The organism is Paraburkholderia sp. BR10923 (assembly GCF_040948765.1).
Classification (GTDB): domain Bacteria; phylum Pseudomonadota; class Gammaproteobacteria; order Burkholderiales; family Burkholderiaceae; genus Paraburkholderia; species Paraburkholderia youngii.
Window position 1 is genome coordinate 43,722 of sequence record NZ_JBFPKO010000017.1, and the last position, 14,627, is coordinate 58,348.

At 67.4% G+C, this 14,627-nt stretch carries 10 protein-coding genes; 8 read left to right on the forward strand and 2 right to left on the reverse strand.

What is annotated here, in order from left to right; all coding sequences use genetic code 11:
* The first annotated feature begins 47 nt into the window (after positions 1-47).
* Positions 48-1,019 (forward strand): hypothetical protein, encoded by a 972-nt coding sequence (locus tag AB3X94_RS26995; RefSeq protein ID WP_368613185.1) that lies wholly within the window; start codon positions 48-50, stop codon positions 1,017-1,019.
* Positions 1,020-1,096: 77 nt separating this feature from the next.
* Here AB3X94_RS26995 and AB3X94_RS27000 read toward each other — a convergent pair whose 3' ends face one another.
* Positions 1,097-2,548 carry a gamma-glutamyl-gamma-aminobutyrate hydrolase family protein gene (locus tag AB3X94_RS27000; RefSeq protein WP_368613186.1) on the reverse strand — a complete coding sequence of 484 codons (1,452 nt, stop codon included), beginning with the start codon at positions 2,546-2,548 and terminating at the stop codon, positions 1,097-1,099.
* A gap of 127 nt (positions 2,549-2,675) precedes the next feature.
* Complete coding sequence (locus AB3X94_RS27005) at positions 2,676-4,433, reverse strand: cation:proton antiporter (protein ID WP_368613187.1); 1,758 nt, start codon at positions 4,431-4,433, stop codon at positions 2,676-2,678.
* A 213-nt stretch (positions 4,434-4,646) separates the two neighbouring features.
* Here AB3X94_RS27005 and AB3X94_RS27010 point away from each other — a divergent pair, with 213 nt between their 5' ends.
* From AB3X94_RS27010 to guaD, 7 genes are all read left to right on the forward strand, one after another.
* Positions 4,647-6,026, forward strand: a complete 1,380-nt coding sequence (locus AB3X94_RS27010; RefSeq protein ID WP_176105360.1) for an amidase — start codon at positions 4,647-4,649, stop codon at positions 6,024-6,026.
* 94 nt (positions 6,027-6,120) lie between these two features.
* Positions 6,121-6,630 carry a disulfide bond formation protein B gene (locus AB3X94_RS27015; protein WP_176105359.1) on the forward strand — a complete coding sequence of 170 codons (510 nt, stop codon included), beginning with the start codon at positions 6,121-6,123 and terminating at the stop codon, positions 6,628-6,630.
* 321 nt (positions 6,631-6,951) lie between these two features.
* Complete coding sequence (gene xdhA / locus AB3X94_RS27020; protein ID WP_368613188.1) at positions 6,952-8,490, forward strand: xanthine dehydrogenase small subunit; 1,539 nt, start codon at positions 6,952-6,954, stop codon at positions 8,488-8,490.
* Complete coding sequence (gene xdhB / locus AB3X94_RS27025; protein WP_368613189.1) at positions 8,490-11,003, forward strand: xanthine dehydrogenase molybdopterin binding subunit; 2,514 nt, start codon at positions 8,490-8,492, stop codon at positions 11,001-11,003. Before xdhA ends, xdhB begins: the two co-directional genes overlap by 1 nt.
* The gene (gene xdhC, locus AB3X94_RS27030) at positions 10,984-12,000 is read left to right on the forward strand and encodes a xanthine dehydrogenase accessory protein XdhC (RefSeq protein WP_176105356.1); all 1,017 of its coding nucleotides are present in this window, start codon (positions 10,984-10,986) and stop codon (positions 11,998-12,000) included. Before xdhB ends, xdhC begins: the two co-directional genes overlap by 20 nt.
* A 47-nt stretch (positions 12,001-12,047) precedes the next feature.
* Positions 12,048-13,097: an adenosine deaminase gene (locus AB3X94_RS27035; RefSeq protein ID WP_368613190.1), complete on the forward strand. Its 1,050-nt coding sequence runs from the start codon at positions 12,048-12,050 to the stop codon at positions 13,095-13,097.
* Positions 13,098-13,242: 145 nt separating this feature from the next.
* The gene (guaD, locus tag AB3X94_RS27040; protein ID WP_368613191.1) at positions 13,243-14,607 is read left to right on the forward strand and encodes a guanine deaminase; all 1,365 of its coding nucleotides are present in this window, start codon (positions 13,243-13,245) and stop codon (positions 14,605-14,607) included.
* Positions 14,608-14,627: the final 20 nt, after the last annotated feature.

Sequence of the window (14,627 nt, forward strand, 5' to 3'; positions counted from 1 at the left end):
GTCCCTGCCTCGCCGGTCGTCCTGTCACGAGACACCGGAAGAAACCGATGACCAGCACGCCGCTCACCTTGATCGAAGGCGCATTCGCCCTTCCCCCTCTCCGTCCGCTCAATCAACTTTCCGAACGGTTCGGCCGCGATTGGGCATTGCTGCCCGACGCTCAGTGCTGGCGAGCCGGATTCGATTCGCTGTATGCCGCGCTGCTGCGCACCGTCTGCATCAGGGATCAGCCGTTGCTGTCGTATGGGCAGTGGGTGTCGATCGAGGGCGCGCTGAGCGACGTGAAGCGTCCGGCGGAGGCTCGGGTCGCGGACGCCACGCAGCATGCCGCGGAAGCGGCGCATACCGCGACGGTGACGCGTCCCGCCATGCAACGGAAGGTGCCTCAGGGTCCAATGCGTATCGCGCTCAAGGCCCGCTCGCCGCGAATCGCGCAACGGCGCTCAGTTTGGAATCGACGTACGGTCGCGGCGAGTGCCGGGGTAGTCGGCTGCGTCGCGGCGCTAGTGTGGTGGATCGTCGATCAGCCTCTGGCGCCGCGGCAGATGGCCTCCGAGATGCTGAAGTCGGCGCAGGCTTTGATGCCGCATCGCGATGCGCCGGTGATTGCCGAGGCCGTCACACCGGCCGCTGTGCTTCCGCCATTACCTGTCGACGTGGCCGCCGCTGCACCCGCGCCCATAGCGGCTTTGCCTCAGCGCAACACCACGCGAAATCCGCGCACGCCGCGTGATGCGATTCACTCCGCGCCAGCGAGTCGTGCGCTTCGCGCGCAAACGCGTCCGCTTTCGGTAAATCGCCATGCCGCAAACGAGTCGTCGCATGAAGCGCGCGTTCGAACCCGGGTCGGCGATCACGAATACGCCGATGTGACGACCTTCGCGATGATGTCTTCACACGACGCCGCGCCGCTGCCGCGCTCCACCGTGTCGAACGATCGGCCGGCGGACAGCTCCGAGTGGATGAATCACATATCGCAGCGACGCGTCACCGAAATCCCGGAACAATTCGCGCAATGATCGCCGCCAGCCACATAGCGTGGCAGTGCGTCAAATGGGTGGGACGGCCCCGTCGGGCCGACGCGAACCCGCCCTGCTCAAAACCGGGTCTCCCGCGCGACCCGCAGGAACGTATCGAGCAACGGCGTGCAATCGAGTAGCTCCGGCCCGCCCGCGCGATGAAACTCCGGATGCCACTGCACGCCCATCACGAACGGCGCCCGCCGATAGCGCACGGCCTCGATGATGCCGTCCGACGCCGACACCGCCTCGATATTCAGATCGCGGCCCAGCGTCTTCACCGCCTGATGGTGGATCGAGTTGACGATCGCGTCGCGTCGTCCGGGGAACATGTTCAGCAGCGTCGAACCATCGGGAAAATGCACGCCGTGCCGGTGCTGATCGTAGTTCTCGTTGACGTGGGCGTTCGCGGTAGGCACATCGGTCGCGATGTCCTGATACAGCGTGCCGCCGAACGCGACGTTGATCAGCTGGCAGCCGCGGCACACGCCGAGCACCGGCTTGCCCGATTCGACGAACTCGTGCAGCAGTTCGAGCTCGTACATGTCGCGCACGCGGTCACCGGGCCATTCGTGGCTGCTCGCCGTTTCCGCGTAGGTCTGCGGCGACACGTCGGCGCCCCCTTGCAGCAGCAGGCCGTCGAGATGCTTCGCATAGTCGCGCAGACGGATGTTGCTCGGGTGCAGCATGCCCTGATGACCGACGGTCGGGATCATGAATACCAGCACGTCGCGCGACATCACCCAGTGCGCGATCGACTCTTCCAGATACTGCAGCGTCTTGCCGCGCAAGCCCTTCGCGCCCGGTTCCGGGTGGAAGATGCGCGCCGACACGCCGATGCGCAGCGTGCGCTGCGTGATCCGCTGTCCCGCGCGATCGAACAGCTGCCGCGCGCGCGCCGCGACGATACGGCCGAACACGCTCCACGCCGAATCGCTCTGCTTCAGATAACGCGGCGGCGACGGCGGAAGGGCGTTGGGCGGAGGCGGATTGGTGGCGCTGAAATCGGGTGCCGCGCCGAATCCGGGCGGCGGCGAGCCGGGCGCGCGCGCCGCGCGCGCGGCGGTTTCCTCGGTGGCGATCTCGCCGTCGGTGGCGACGTCCGCGGCGCTGAGGCCGCCACCCACTAGAGGCTGGCCGGCGGCTGCCGTCGGTTTGACGGCTGGCTCGGGTTTCACCGTGGTCGCGCCGCCGGGGCGCGTACCGGCGCGCCGCGCTTCGCGCTCGTGCACCGCGGCTTCCTGGCGCGCGGTCGATTCGGCGGCGGCGCTGCGTGCCTCCACCGCGTCGCGCAACCGCGCCGCGCGCGGATCTTCGCGAGTGACTGACGATGCGCTGATCGGATCGTCGGTCGACGACCGCGCGGTCGCCTCCTCGATGGCCGGGCTCGTGTCTTTGGCGGCCGACTGGGTGGCATCTTCATGCGACGGAGGAAGCGAGGGCGCCGGTGCGGCCGGCGTGCCGCTCGGCGCGGGCGAGCTCGGCGGTGGGCTGCCGGTCGTGCCGGCGTTTTCGGGTTTGTCGCTCATGACTGTCGGACGGGCGCCTTCCGCGCGAACGAATGAATATGCCCTGATTATCCGTCAGTGCAGCAGGCCCGGCAAACCCGCAAACAATTACTCACATTGTTGCGAAGCTTTACACAGACCCTCTGAATCAAGGGTCTGGCCGCTCGTCGAAAGTCTCCCGCAACGCGATCTGCATCGACGCGTGAATCTTCACGCACCATCGCCACACGAGCGTGAGCAGCAGCGCGGCGCACACGAGCACCGCGACGAGCAGGCCCGTCGGCGGCAGGATGCTGCCCGACAGCGCCGCCACCAGCAGAAACACGCCGATCATCGACACGATCGGCACGAGGTCGGCGATCGCGTGACGCAGCGCGCTGGTGAAGCGCCCGGCAGTGGTCGGCAGCACACTGACTTCGGCGAGCAGCAGCGCGAGCGACTTGGTCTTGCGATACACGGCCACGAGGAACGGCAGCGACACCACCAGCGCGACACTCCACTGCACGACGCGTTGCAATGGCTCATCGTCGAGCCAGTGCGCGAGCAGCCGGCCGCTATGCGGCGCGCTATACGACACGACCAGGAAAATCGCCGCGACGAGCGCGAGATTCACACCGATCTGCACGACGATGCGCCGCGTCATGCTGATCAGCGTCGGCTCGCCGCGCGCCGCGATCAAACTGCGCAGCCATTGCCCGTACATGCCGAACGCGTTGGATAACGTGGCGGGCATCGCGTTCGCGATGCGGCGCGTCAGCGGATCGGCGACGCGGATCAGATAGGGTGTCGTCAGCGTGGTCAACGCCGACACGGCGACCGCGATCGGATACAGAAACCCGCTCGTCACCTTCAACGTCAAACCGAGCGTCGCGATGATGAACGAGAACTCGCCGATCTGCGACACGGTCATGCCGACGCGCATCGACGTGCGCCCGTCCTGCCCCGACAGAAACGCGCCGAGCCCGCACGACACGATCTTGCCGACGATCACCGCGAGCGTGATCACGGCGATCGGCCATCCGTAGTCGAGTATCACGGCCGGGTTCAGCATCAGTCCGATCGTCACGAAGAAGATCGCGGAAAACGCGTCCCGCAGCGGCGCGATCAGATGCTCGATCCGATGCAGATGGCGCGACTCGGCCATGATCGCGCCGATCAGAAACGCGCCGAGCGCGATGCTGTAATCGAGCTTGACGACCAGCAGACAGAAGCCGAAGCAGAAGCCGAGCACGGACACGAGCATCATCTCGCTGCTGCCGGTGCGCGCGACGTAGTTCAGCGCGCGCGGCACGAGCAGCACGCCGACCAGCAGCGACACCGTCATGAACAGCAGCAGCTTGCCGAGCGTGACGGCCGCGAGCCCGGCCGACAACTGCCCGGTCTGCGCGATGCCGGTCAGCAGCACGAGCATCGCGATGCCCAGAATGTCTTCGACGATCAGGATGCCGAACACGAGCTGGGCGAAGCTTTCGCGTTTGAGTCCGAGGTCGGACAGCGCCTTCACGATAATCGTGGTCGACGAGATCGCGAGGATCGCGCCGAGGAACAGCGAATCCATCGGGCTCCAGCCGAATGCATTGCCGATCGCGTAGCCGATCCACAGCATCAGCACGATCTCGGACAGCGCGGCGACGATCGCCGTCGCGCCGACCTTGAACAGCTTGCGCAGGCTGAATTCGAGGCCCAGCGAAAACATCAGGAACACGACGCCCAGCTCGCCGAGCGTCTGAATCGTCTGTTCGTCATGGATCAGCTGGAACGGCGGCGTGTACGGTCCGATGATCACGCCGGCCACGATATAGCCGAGCACCACCGGCTGCTTCAGGCGATGGAACAGCACGGTGACGACGCCCGCCAGCGCCATCACGACAGCCAGATCCTGGATGAAGCCAATGCCATGGTGCATGAGCGTTTTCCTTACAAACGGTAATCTCGGAAGGCGCAGTGTAACAAACGGGCCGGCGATGTTTTTGGCGAATTCTCGCGCCGCGCCGCGCCGGCCCTGGCAGGCCGCTCGGCCGCAAAACCTTGCTCTACAATGCGGACGGACCTTTCCGTTGGCTCGACACCGCCCCGCTCATGCGCCCGAGCCGCGCTCAACCGGATCTCTACCGACATCATGGCCACTGACTTCGCTCCGTTCCCGCCGCTTGCCCAGCTTGCCGCCGATCTCGCCGCCGGCCGCACCACCAGCCGCGCGCTCGTCGAAACCGCGCTCGACCGGATCGCCGACCCCGCCGGCCAGGGCGCCGCCGTCTTCATGCACGTCGACGCCGATGCCGCGCGCGCCGCCGCCGACGCGCACGACCGCCTGCGCGCGGCCGGCACCGTGCTGTCGCCGCTCGCCGGGATTCCGGTGTCGGTCAAGGACCTGTTCGACATCGAAGGCCAGCCGACCCGCGCGGGCTCCGTCGTGCTCGCCGATGCGCCAGCCGCGAAAGCCGACGCGGTCGCGGTCGCGCGGCTGAAGCGGGCCGGCGCCGTGATCGTCGGGCGCACCAACATGAGCGAGTTCGCGTTTTCCGGGCTCGGCCTGAATCCGCACTACGGCCATCCGTTGTCGCCGTACCGGCGCGGCGTGAAGGGCGACGAGCGGGTTTCGGGCGGCTCGTCGTCGGGCGCGGCGGCATCGGTCGCCGACGGCATGGCGGCGGTCGCGCTCGCCACCGACACCGGCGGCTCGATCCGCATTCCAGCCGCGTTGTGCGGGCTGACCGGCTTCAAGCCGACCGCCGCGCGCATCCCGAAACAGGGCGGCGTGCCGCTGTCGTCGACGCTCGATTCGTTCGGGCCGATCGGCGTATCGGTCGCCTGCTGCGCGCTGGTCGACCGGATGCTCGCCGGGCTCGAGCCGCGCATCCCGGCCGCGCGGCCGCTCGAAGGCGTGCGTCTCGGCGTGCTGACCAACTTCGTGACCGACGGCGTCGAGCCCGAAGTCGCGCGCGCGATCGACACCGCGCTCAAGCACCTGGAGGCGGCCGGCGCGATCGTCAGCGAGGTGCGCTTTGCGCCGCTCGACCGCCTGCCGGAAATCAACCGCTTCGGCTTTTCGCCGATCGAGGCATATGCGTGGCATCGCCCGCTGCTCGACAAGCATCGCGAGCAGTACGACCCGCGCGTGCTCGTGCGCATCATGAAAGGACAGCCGGCCACCGCGGTCGACTATCTGGACCTGCTCGCCGAGCGCGCCGCGATGCTCGACGAAGCCGCGCGCACGCTGTGGCAGCGTTTCGATGCGGTCGTCGCGCCCACCGTGCCGGTCGTGCCGCCGCGCCTCGCCGACCTGCTCGACGACGACGACACGTTCGGCCACACTAACGCGCTGATCCTGCGCAACCCGAGCGTGTTCAACTTCCTCGATAGCTGCGCGCTGTCGCTGCCGTGCCATCTGCGCGGCGACGCGCCGGTCGGACTGATGCTGGCGGGCGCGCCGCACGCCGACGACGCGCTGCTCGCAATCGGCCGCGCGGCCGAGGCGGTGTTGAAAGCGATCCGCTAAAGCGCGGCAATCGTCAGGCGAGAAGCGGCGCGAAAGGCGTTCGCGCTAGAATCGCCGGCACCCGCTCTATCGTCTCCAGACCAATCGAAGATCCATGACTAACGACTCCGCGATGCTGCGCCGCGAGCGCACCCTGCTGAATCTGCTCGGCCTGATCTGTCTCGCCCTCGTGGGCGGTGCGCTGTACCTGCAGTTCGGCCTGCGCGAAGACCCGTGTCCGCTGTGCATCATCCAGCGCTATTTCTTTCTGCTGATCGCGATCTTCGCGTTCCTTGGCGCGCGCTTCAAGAACTGGCGCGGCGTGCGCCTGCTCGAAGTGATGGCGGCGCTGTCGGCGCTCGCCGGCATCGCGACCGCCGCGCGCCATGTGTACATCCAGGCGAATCCTGGCTTCAGCTGCGGCTTCGACGAGCTGCAGCCGATCGTTGACAGCCTGCCGCCCGCGCACTGGCTGCCGAGCGTTTTCAAGGTCGCGGGCCTGTGCGAAACCGCATATCCGCCGATTCTCGGGCTGACGCTGCCAATGTGGTCGGGGGTCGCGTTCATCGTCGCGTTCGTCGCGCTGGTGCTGAGCCTGGTGCGCAATCGCCATCGGGTGTCCTGACGACCGATCCGCATTGCCAATGACGCCGGACTTCATGTCGCCCATGCTTGGGCCACCGGAGTCCGGCGTTTTTTTCTGCGCGATGTCCACCGATCGCGCACCATTGTCGTCGCTCCCCGCCCCGCGTACGCAACTTCTCGCTGCCGCGCGAATCGTACCAGGATCATGATCGCCGCCGCATGAGCTTCATGCGACGGGGGAAATATTTTCGGGCCGGGGTAGTGCTATCTTCGGGTATGGATGGCGATCTACGTGCGCGAGGCCGGCTTTTGCGACCCCATGCGTAACGCGCGCCCGGTCCGCACTGTCTTCCGATCCGCCATGACAACGCAAACCATCCGCTTCTATCACCAGGGGTCCGTCCGCGAGGTCGCGGGCGTTCCGGCGACGCGCACCGTGCTGCAGCACCTGCGCGAGGATCTGCGCTGCACCGGCACCAAGGAAGGCTGCGCGGAAGGCGACTGCGGCGCGTGCACGGTCGTGATCGGCGAACTCGACGCGCGCGGCGAGCTCACTCTGAAGGCGGTCAACGCCTGCATCCAGTTCCTGCCGACGCTCGACGGCCGCGCCCTCTTCACCGTCGAAGACCTGCGCGCCGCGAACGGCGCGCTGCATCCGGTGCAGCAGGCGCTGGTCGACTGTCACGGTTCGCAATGCGGCTTCTGCACACCCGGCTTCGTGATGTCGATGTGGGCGCTCTACGAGAACCAGCCCGCCAGCGCCGGCCTGCCGACCCGCGACGAAATCGACGCCGCGCTGTCCGGCAATCTGTGCCGCTGCACCGGCTACCGGCCGATCATCGATGCCGCGCAGAAGATGTTCGACTACGCGCAGCATCCGCGCGTCGGGCTCGACCGCGATGCGGTCGCGGCCACGCTGCGCACGCTGCAGCGCAAAGACACGTTCGAATACAGCGCCCCCGACACCCGTGGCGCCGCGTTCGGCGCACCCACCTTCCACGCCCCGCTCACGCTCGACGCGTTCGCGACGCTGCGCACGCAGTATCCGGACGCGCGCATCGTCGCGGGCAGCACCGACGTCGGCTTGTGGGTCACCAAGCAGTTTCGCGATCTCGGCGACCTGCTGTACATCGGCAACGTCGCCGAGTTGAAGACGATCGCGCGCGACGCGCAAACGCTGACGATCGGCGCGGCGGCCACGCTCGAAGACGCGTACGCGGCGCTCACCGCCGACTACCCCGAGCTCGCCGAACTATGGACGCGCTTCGCCTCGCTGCCGATCCGCAATGCGGGCACGCTCGGCGGCAACGTCGCGAACGGCTCGCCGATCGGCGATTCGATGCCGGCACTGCTCGCGCTCGGCGCCGAGGTCGAACTGCGCCGCGATCGCACGACCCGCACGCTGCCGCTCGACGCGTTCTACCTCGGCTATCAGAAGACCGCGCTCGCGGCCGGCGAATTCGTCAGCGCGCTGCGCGTGCCGCGCCCGGCAGGCGCGCTGCGGTTTCGCACCTACAAGGTGGCGAAGCGTTACGACCAGGACATCTCGGCGGTGTGCGCGGCGTTTGCGCTGCACGTCGCGCAAGACGGCACGATCCGCGCGGCGCGCGTCGCGTTCGGCGGCATGGCGGCGACACCGAAGCGCGCCGCGCATGCCGAAGCCGCGCTCGACGGCGCGGCGTGGAACGAACAAACCGCCCGTCGCGCGATGGACGCGCTCGCCGCCGACTACCAGCCGCTCACCGACATGCGCGCATCGAGCGCATATCGGCTGAAGGTCGCGCGCAATCTGCTGTGGCGCTTCTACCTCGAAACGCGCGACGACGCGCCGCTCGCGCTCTGCGATGTCAACGCGTTCGCGTTCGAAGCGGACACAGCCGTCGCGAAGGAGTCGCCGTGATGAACCGGACCGATGCCTTTATCGAACGCGCGGGCGAGCATGCCGATCAACGCGATGCAACGCCTAACGATGGCAGTAGCAGCGCGTCGATCGGCGTGCCGCTGCCGCACGAATCCGCCGCGCTGCACGTGAGCGGCGAAGCGACCTACACCGATGACATCGCCGAGCTGCACGGCACGCTGCACGCGGCGCTCGGCCTATCGCGCCATGCGCATGCGCGGATCGTGTCGATGGATCTCGCCGCGGTCAGAAACGCGCCCGGCGTGATCGCGGTGCTGGGCGCCGACGATATCCCCGGCGAAAACAATTGCGGCCCGGTGCTGCACGACGATCCGATCCTCGCCGACGGCGAAGTGCTGTACCTCGGTCAGCCGGTCTTCGCGGTGATCGCCGAAACTCACGAACTCGCCCGCCGCGCGGCCGCGCTCGCGAAAAGCGACGACGTGATCCGCTACGAGCCGCTCGACGCGATCCTCACCGCCGCCGATGCCAAAGCCGCGAAGCAGTTCGTGCTGCCGCCGCTGCATCTGCGGCGCGGCGATCCGGACGCGAAGATCGCCGCCGCGCCGCATCGACTGGCCGGCACGTTCGAGGTCGGCGGCCAGGAGCAGTTCTATCTCGAAGGCCAGATCGCCTATGCGGTGCCGAAGGAGATGGACGGCATGCTCGTCTACAGTTCGACGCAGCATCCGAGCGAAATGCAGCAGGTGGTCGCGCATATGCTCGACTGGCCCGCGCATAACGTCGTGTGCGAATGCCGGCGCATGGGCGGCGGTTTCGGCGGCAAGGAATCGCAATCGGCGCTATTCGCGTGCGTGGCCGCGCTCGCGGCGCAACGCTTGCGTCGGCCGGTCAAGCTGCGCGCCGATCGCGACGACGACTTCCTGATCACCGGCAAGCGCCACGACGCGGTCTACGAATACGAGGCGGGCTTCGACGATCAGGGCCGCCTGCTCGGCGTGCGCGTCGAAATCGCGCTGCGCGCCGGCTACTCCGCGGATCTGTCGGGCGCGGTCGCGACGCGCGCCGTATGCCACTTCGACAACGCGTACTACCTGCCCGACGTCGATATCGTCGCGCTGTGCTGCAAGACCAATACACAGTCGAACACCGCGTTTCGCGGCTTCGGCGGACCGCAGGGCGCGCTCGTGATGGAGGTGCTGCTCGACGGCATCGCGCGCGAGTTGCGGCTCGATCCGCTCGACGTACGGCTCGCGAATTACTACGGCGTCGGCGAAAGCGATACGACGCCATACGGACAACGCGTCGAAGACAACATCATCGCGCCGCTGACGGACGCGCTGCTCGCTTCGAGCGACTACCGCGCGCGGCGCGCGGCGCTCGCCGAATTCAATGCGAAGAGTCCCGTGCTCAAACGCGGCCTCGCGTTTTCGCCGGTCAAGTTCGGCATCTCGTTCAACGTGCCGTTCCTGAATCAGGCCGGTGCGCTCGTGCACGTGTACAAGGACGGCTCCGTGCTCGTCAATCACGGCGGCACCGAGATGGGCCAGGGGCTCAACACGAAGGTCGCGCAGGTAGTCGCGAATCAGTTCGGCTTGCCGCTATCGCGCGTGCGGGTGACGGCGACCGATACCTCGAAGATCGCCAACACCTCCGCGACCGCGGCTTCCACCGGCAGCGATCTGAACGGCATGGCAGCCGAAGCCGCCGCGCAGACGATCCGCGCACGGCTCGCCGAAGTCGCGGCGCGCCAGCTCGGCGGCGACGCGAGCGACGTGCAGTTCGCGCGCGGCAGCGTATCGGTGAACGGTGGCGCGCTGCCGTTCGAACAGCTCGTCAACGCCGCGTATCTCGCGCGCGTGCAGTTGTGGTCGGACGGCTTCTACGCGACGCCGAAAGTGCATTGGGATGCGAAGACGCTGACCGGTCATCCGTTCTATTACTTCGCGTATGGCGCGGCGGTGTCGGAGGTCGTCGTCGATACGCTGACCGGCGAGTGGAAGCTCGTGCGCGCGGACGTGCTGCACGACGCGGGCCAATCGATCAATCCGGCGATCGATCTCGGCCAGATCGAAGGCGGCTTCATTCAGGGCATGGGCTGGCTCACCACCGAAGAGCTGTGGTGGAACCGCGACGGCCGCCTGATGACGCACGCGCCGTCGACATACAAGATTCCCGCGGTCAGCGACACGCCCGCCGCGTTCCACGTGCGGCTCTACGACAACAGCAATGCGGAGCCGACCGTGTTCCGCTCGAAGGCCGTAGGCGAGCCGCCGTTGCTGCTGCCGTTCTCGGTGTTTCTAGCGATTCGCGACGCGATCGCAGCCGCGGTGCCGGGCGCGCAACATGCTCCGCTGTTGCGCGCGCCCGCGACGCCCGAGGCGATACTCGACGCGCTGGACGCGTTGAGCGCGTCGGACGCGTCCCAGCACGCAGATCCGACCGAAGCCGCCGCGCACCCCGACAGCGCCGACACCCCCACGCCACCCGCCGCGCCGACACCCGACGCGGCCCCGCAAGGAGAATCGCCGGATGCAAGCCTGGCTCACTGACCTGCAACATCTGCTCGCACATGGCGACGCCGCCGTGCTGGTGACGGTCGCGCGCGTCGAAGGTTCGGCGCCGCGCGAAGCCGGCACCAAGATGATCGTCACGCGCGAGGCGGCCAGGCATACGATCGGCGGCGGCCACCTCGAATGGAAGGCGATCGAGACCGCGCGCCAGGTGCTGCGCGACGGCATGCGCGCACCGCACATGCGGCGGCTCGAACGCTTCGCGCTGGGGCCGAGCCTCGGGCAGTGCTGCGGCGGCGCCGTGGTCCTCGCATTCGAGCGGCTCGACGTCGGCGATCTCGGCTGGCTCGCGTCGCTCGCCAAGCGCCTCGCGGCGGGGCAATCGACGGTGCGTAGCGTATCATTCGGCCCCGCGCCGGATGCGGTGATGCTGTCCGAGCCCGAGCCCGGCATCGACGGAGCCGACTGTCTGCTGTGGGACGGCGCCGGTTTCGACGACAGCAGCGCGTTGCTGACCGAAACCATCGCGCCGGGCGAATTCGCCGTCGTGCTGTTCGGCGCCGGTCACGTCGGCGCGGCGCTCGTGCGCGTGCTCGCGACGCTGCCGTGCACGGTGCGCTGGGTCGACGAACGCGACGCGCAGTTTCCGCCGCTCGATACGCTGCATGCGCCGAACGTGACGATCGACGCGAACGACGCACCCGACGAAGCGATCGATCAGGCCGCGCCGAACACGTACTTCATCGTGATGACGCACAACCACGCGCGCGATCTCGACCTCGCCGAGCGCATCCTGCGGCGCGGCGATTTCGCGTTCTTCGGCATGATCGGCTCGCACACCAAGCGCAAGCAGTTCGAGCACCGGCTCGCGGCGCACGGCATCGATCCGGCGCGGATCGCGCGGATGAAGTGTCCGCTCGGCGTCGAGGGCATCGTCGACAAGTCGCCCGAGGTCATCGCGATCTCGGCGGCCGCGCAGGTATTGCAGGCGGTCGAGGCGAACGCGGGCGCGCGCCACGCGACGCAGTCGGTCTGATCCGCGAGCCGCACCGCTCACTACCCCATACACAATTCCAAATCACCATGAATACGACAACCGCTACCCCCGTTTCCGCCGTTGCGCTCGCCGAGAAAACCGCGCGCGCACCGAAGGCCGAGCTGCATATCCACATCGAGGGCTCGCTCGAACCGGAACTGATTTTCGCGCTCGCGCAGCGCAACGGCGTGAAGCTCGCGTACGACTCGGTCGAAGCATTGCGCGCGGCTTATGCGTTCACCGATCTGCAATCGTTCCTCGACATCTACTACGCGGGCGCGAGCGTGCTGCTGCACGAGCAGGACTTCTACGACATGACGATGGCCTACGTCGAGCGCTGTGTCGCCGACAACGTCGTGCATAGCGAAATCTTCTTCGACCCGCAGACGCACACCGAGCGCGGCGTGCGGATCGCAACCGTGGTGGCCGGCATCGAACGCGCGCTGGCCGACGCGGAGAAGCGCGGCATCACGAGCAAGCTGATCCTGTGCTTCCTGCGCCATCTGTCCGAGGACGACGCGCTCGCCACCTTCGACGAAGCGCTGCCCCTCTTCGAGCAGTACCAGCATCGGCTGATCGGCGTCGGGCTCGATTCGTCGGAGCGCGGTCATCCGCCGTCGAAGTTCGAGCGCGTATTCGCGAAGGCCCGCGCGCTCGGTCTGAAGCTCGTCGCGCATGCGGGCGAGGAAGGCCCGCCGTCCTACATCTACGAAGCGCTCGATGTGCTGAAAGTCGACCGCGTCGATCACGGTGTGCGCAGCATCGAGGACCCGGCGCTCGTCACGCGCCTCGCCGACACGCGCGTCGCGCTCACCGTGTGCCCGCTGTCGAATCTGAAGCTGTGCGTGTTCGACGACCTGACCAAACACACGCTGAAGGAGCTGCTCGATCGCGGCGTCGCGGTGACCGTCAATTCCGATGATCCGGCCTATTTCGGCGGCTACGTGAACGCGAACTATCTGGCGACGATCGACGCGCTGAAGCTCGACGACGCCGAGGTCTACACGATCATCCGCAACGGCTTCGAGGCGTCGTTCGTGACGCCCGAGGAACGCGCGATGCTGATCGCTAAGCTCGACGCGCACTGGCGGCAGTAAGCCACGCGTTAATGGATTTCAACTGACCGGCCTCGACTGACGTCGGCGGCCAGCGGTTTCGCTTCGTTCAGGGATCGGTAAGACCCCGAACCGGGAAACCGTTGCCTGCGCCGCCCAGCTTTCAACATTCGGAGACAGCTTTTCCATGACTGAATCGGCTCATACCGCGCAAGCGGCACAGACTGCATTCCGTGCGCCGCTGCTGACCTTCAACGGCGATCCGGCGCACGCGCCGAACGCCGCTGTGTTTCACGAGGACGGTCTGTTGATCGTCGAAGACGGCCGCGTCGTCGCGGCCGACGCGTATGCGGCGTTCGCATCGCGGCTCGCGCCCGGCACCCAGATCGTGGAGCGACGCGACAAGCTGATCGTGCCGGGCTTCATCGATACGCACATCCACTATCCGCAGACGGACATGATCGCGTCGCCGGCGCCGGGTCTGCTGCCGTGGCTCGATACGTACACGTTCCCGACCGAGCACCGCTTTGCCGACATCGACCACGCGCGCGACACCGCGAGCTTTTTCGTCGATGAACTGCTCGCCTGCGGCACGACGACCGCACTCGTGTACTGCACGGTGCACAAGGAATCCGCCGACGCCCTGTTCGCCGAGAGCGAAGCGCGCAATCTGCGCATGGTCGCCGGCAAGGTGCTGATGGACCGCCACTGCCCCGAATTCCTGCGCGACACCGCGCAATCGGGCTACGACGACAGCGCCGAGTTGATCGGCCGCTGGCACAATCGCGGCCGCCAGATGTACGCGCTGACACCGCGCTTTGCGCCGACCTCGACCGAGGCGCAACTCGAAGCATGCGGCGCGCTCGCGCGACTGCATCCGGACGTGTTCATCCAGAGCCACGTCGCGGAAAACACCGACGAAGTGAAATGGGTCGCCGAGCTGTTCCCCGGCCACCGCAGCTATCTTGACATCTACGATCACTACGGGCTTTTACGCCGCCGCGCGGTGTACGGCCATTGCATCTACCTCGACGACGAAGACCGCAAGCGCATGGCGCAAACCGGCGCGCTCGCGTCGCACTGCCCGACGTCGAACCTGTTCCTCGGCAGCGGGCTGTTCGACTTCGAGAAGGCCGACTCGGCCGGCATGCCGATCGCGCTCGCGACCGACGTCGGCGGCGGCACGTCGTTCTCGATGCTGCAGACGATGAACGAAGCGCATAAGGTTGCGCGCCTCGGCGGCCATCATCTGACGGCGACGCGCATGTTCTATCTGGCGACCGCGGGCGCGGCCGAAGCGCTCGATCTCGGCGACAAGGTCGGCACGCTGAGGGACGGCTCAGAAGCGGATTTCGTCGTGCTCGATCCGCAGGCGACGCCGCTGCTCGCGCGCCGCACCGCGCGGCGCGAATCGCTCGAAGAGTTGCTGTTCGCGTTCGCGCTGCTCGGCGACGATCGTGCGGTGTATGAAACGTATGCGGCCGGCAAGCGCGTGCACCGCCGCGACGACGCGCGCCAGCACGTGCCGGGGCGCGCGAAGATCGCGGCTTGAGACTCGCTCGGTTGACGGGG

Coding starts and splice junctions, on each gene's coding strand:
- guaD (WP_368613191.1), top strand. CDS start 13,243: ATGACTGAATCGGCTCATACCGCGCAAGCGGCACAGACTGCATTCCGT.
- AB3X94_RS27010 (WP_176105360.1), top strand. CDS start 4,647: ATGGCCACTGACTTCGCTCCGTTCCCGCCGCTTGCCCAGCTTGCCGCC.
- AB3X94_RS27005 (WP_368613187.1), bottom strand. CDS start 4,433: ATGCACCATGGCATTGGCTTCATCCAGGATCTGGCTGTCGTGATGGCG.
- xdhB (WP_368613189.1), top strand. CDS start 8,490: ATGAACCGGACCGATGCCTTTATCGAACGCGCGGGCGAGCATGCCGAT.
- xdhC (WP_176105356.1), top strand. CDS start 10,984: ATGCAAGCCTGGCTCACTGACCTGCAACATCTGCTCGCACATGGCGAC.
- AB3X94_RS27000 (WP_368613186.1), bottom strand. CDS start 2,548: ATGAGCGACAAACCCGAAAACGCCGGCACGACCGGCAGCCCACCGCCG.
- xdhA (WP_368613188.1), top strand. CDS start 6,952: ATGACAACGCAAACCATCCGCTTCTATCACCAGGGGTCCGTCCGCGAG.
- AB3X94_RS27015 (WP_176105359.1), top strand. CDS start 6,121: ATGACTAACGACTCCGCGATGCTGCGCCGCGAGCGCACCCTGCTGAAT.
- AB3X94_RS27035 (WP_368613190.1), top strand. CDS start 12,048: ATGAATACGACAACCGCTACCCCCGTTTCCGCCGTTGCGCTCGCCGAG.
- AB3X94_RS26995 (WP_368613185.1), top strand. CDS start 48: ATGACCAGCACGCCGCTCACCTTGATCGAAGGCGCATTCGCCCTTCCC.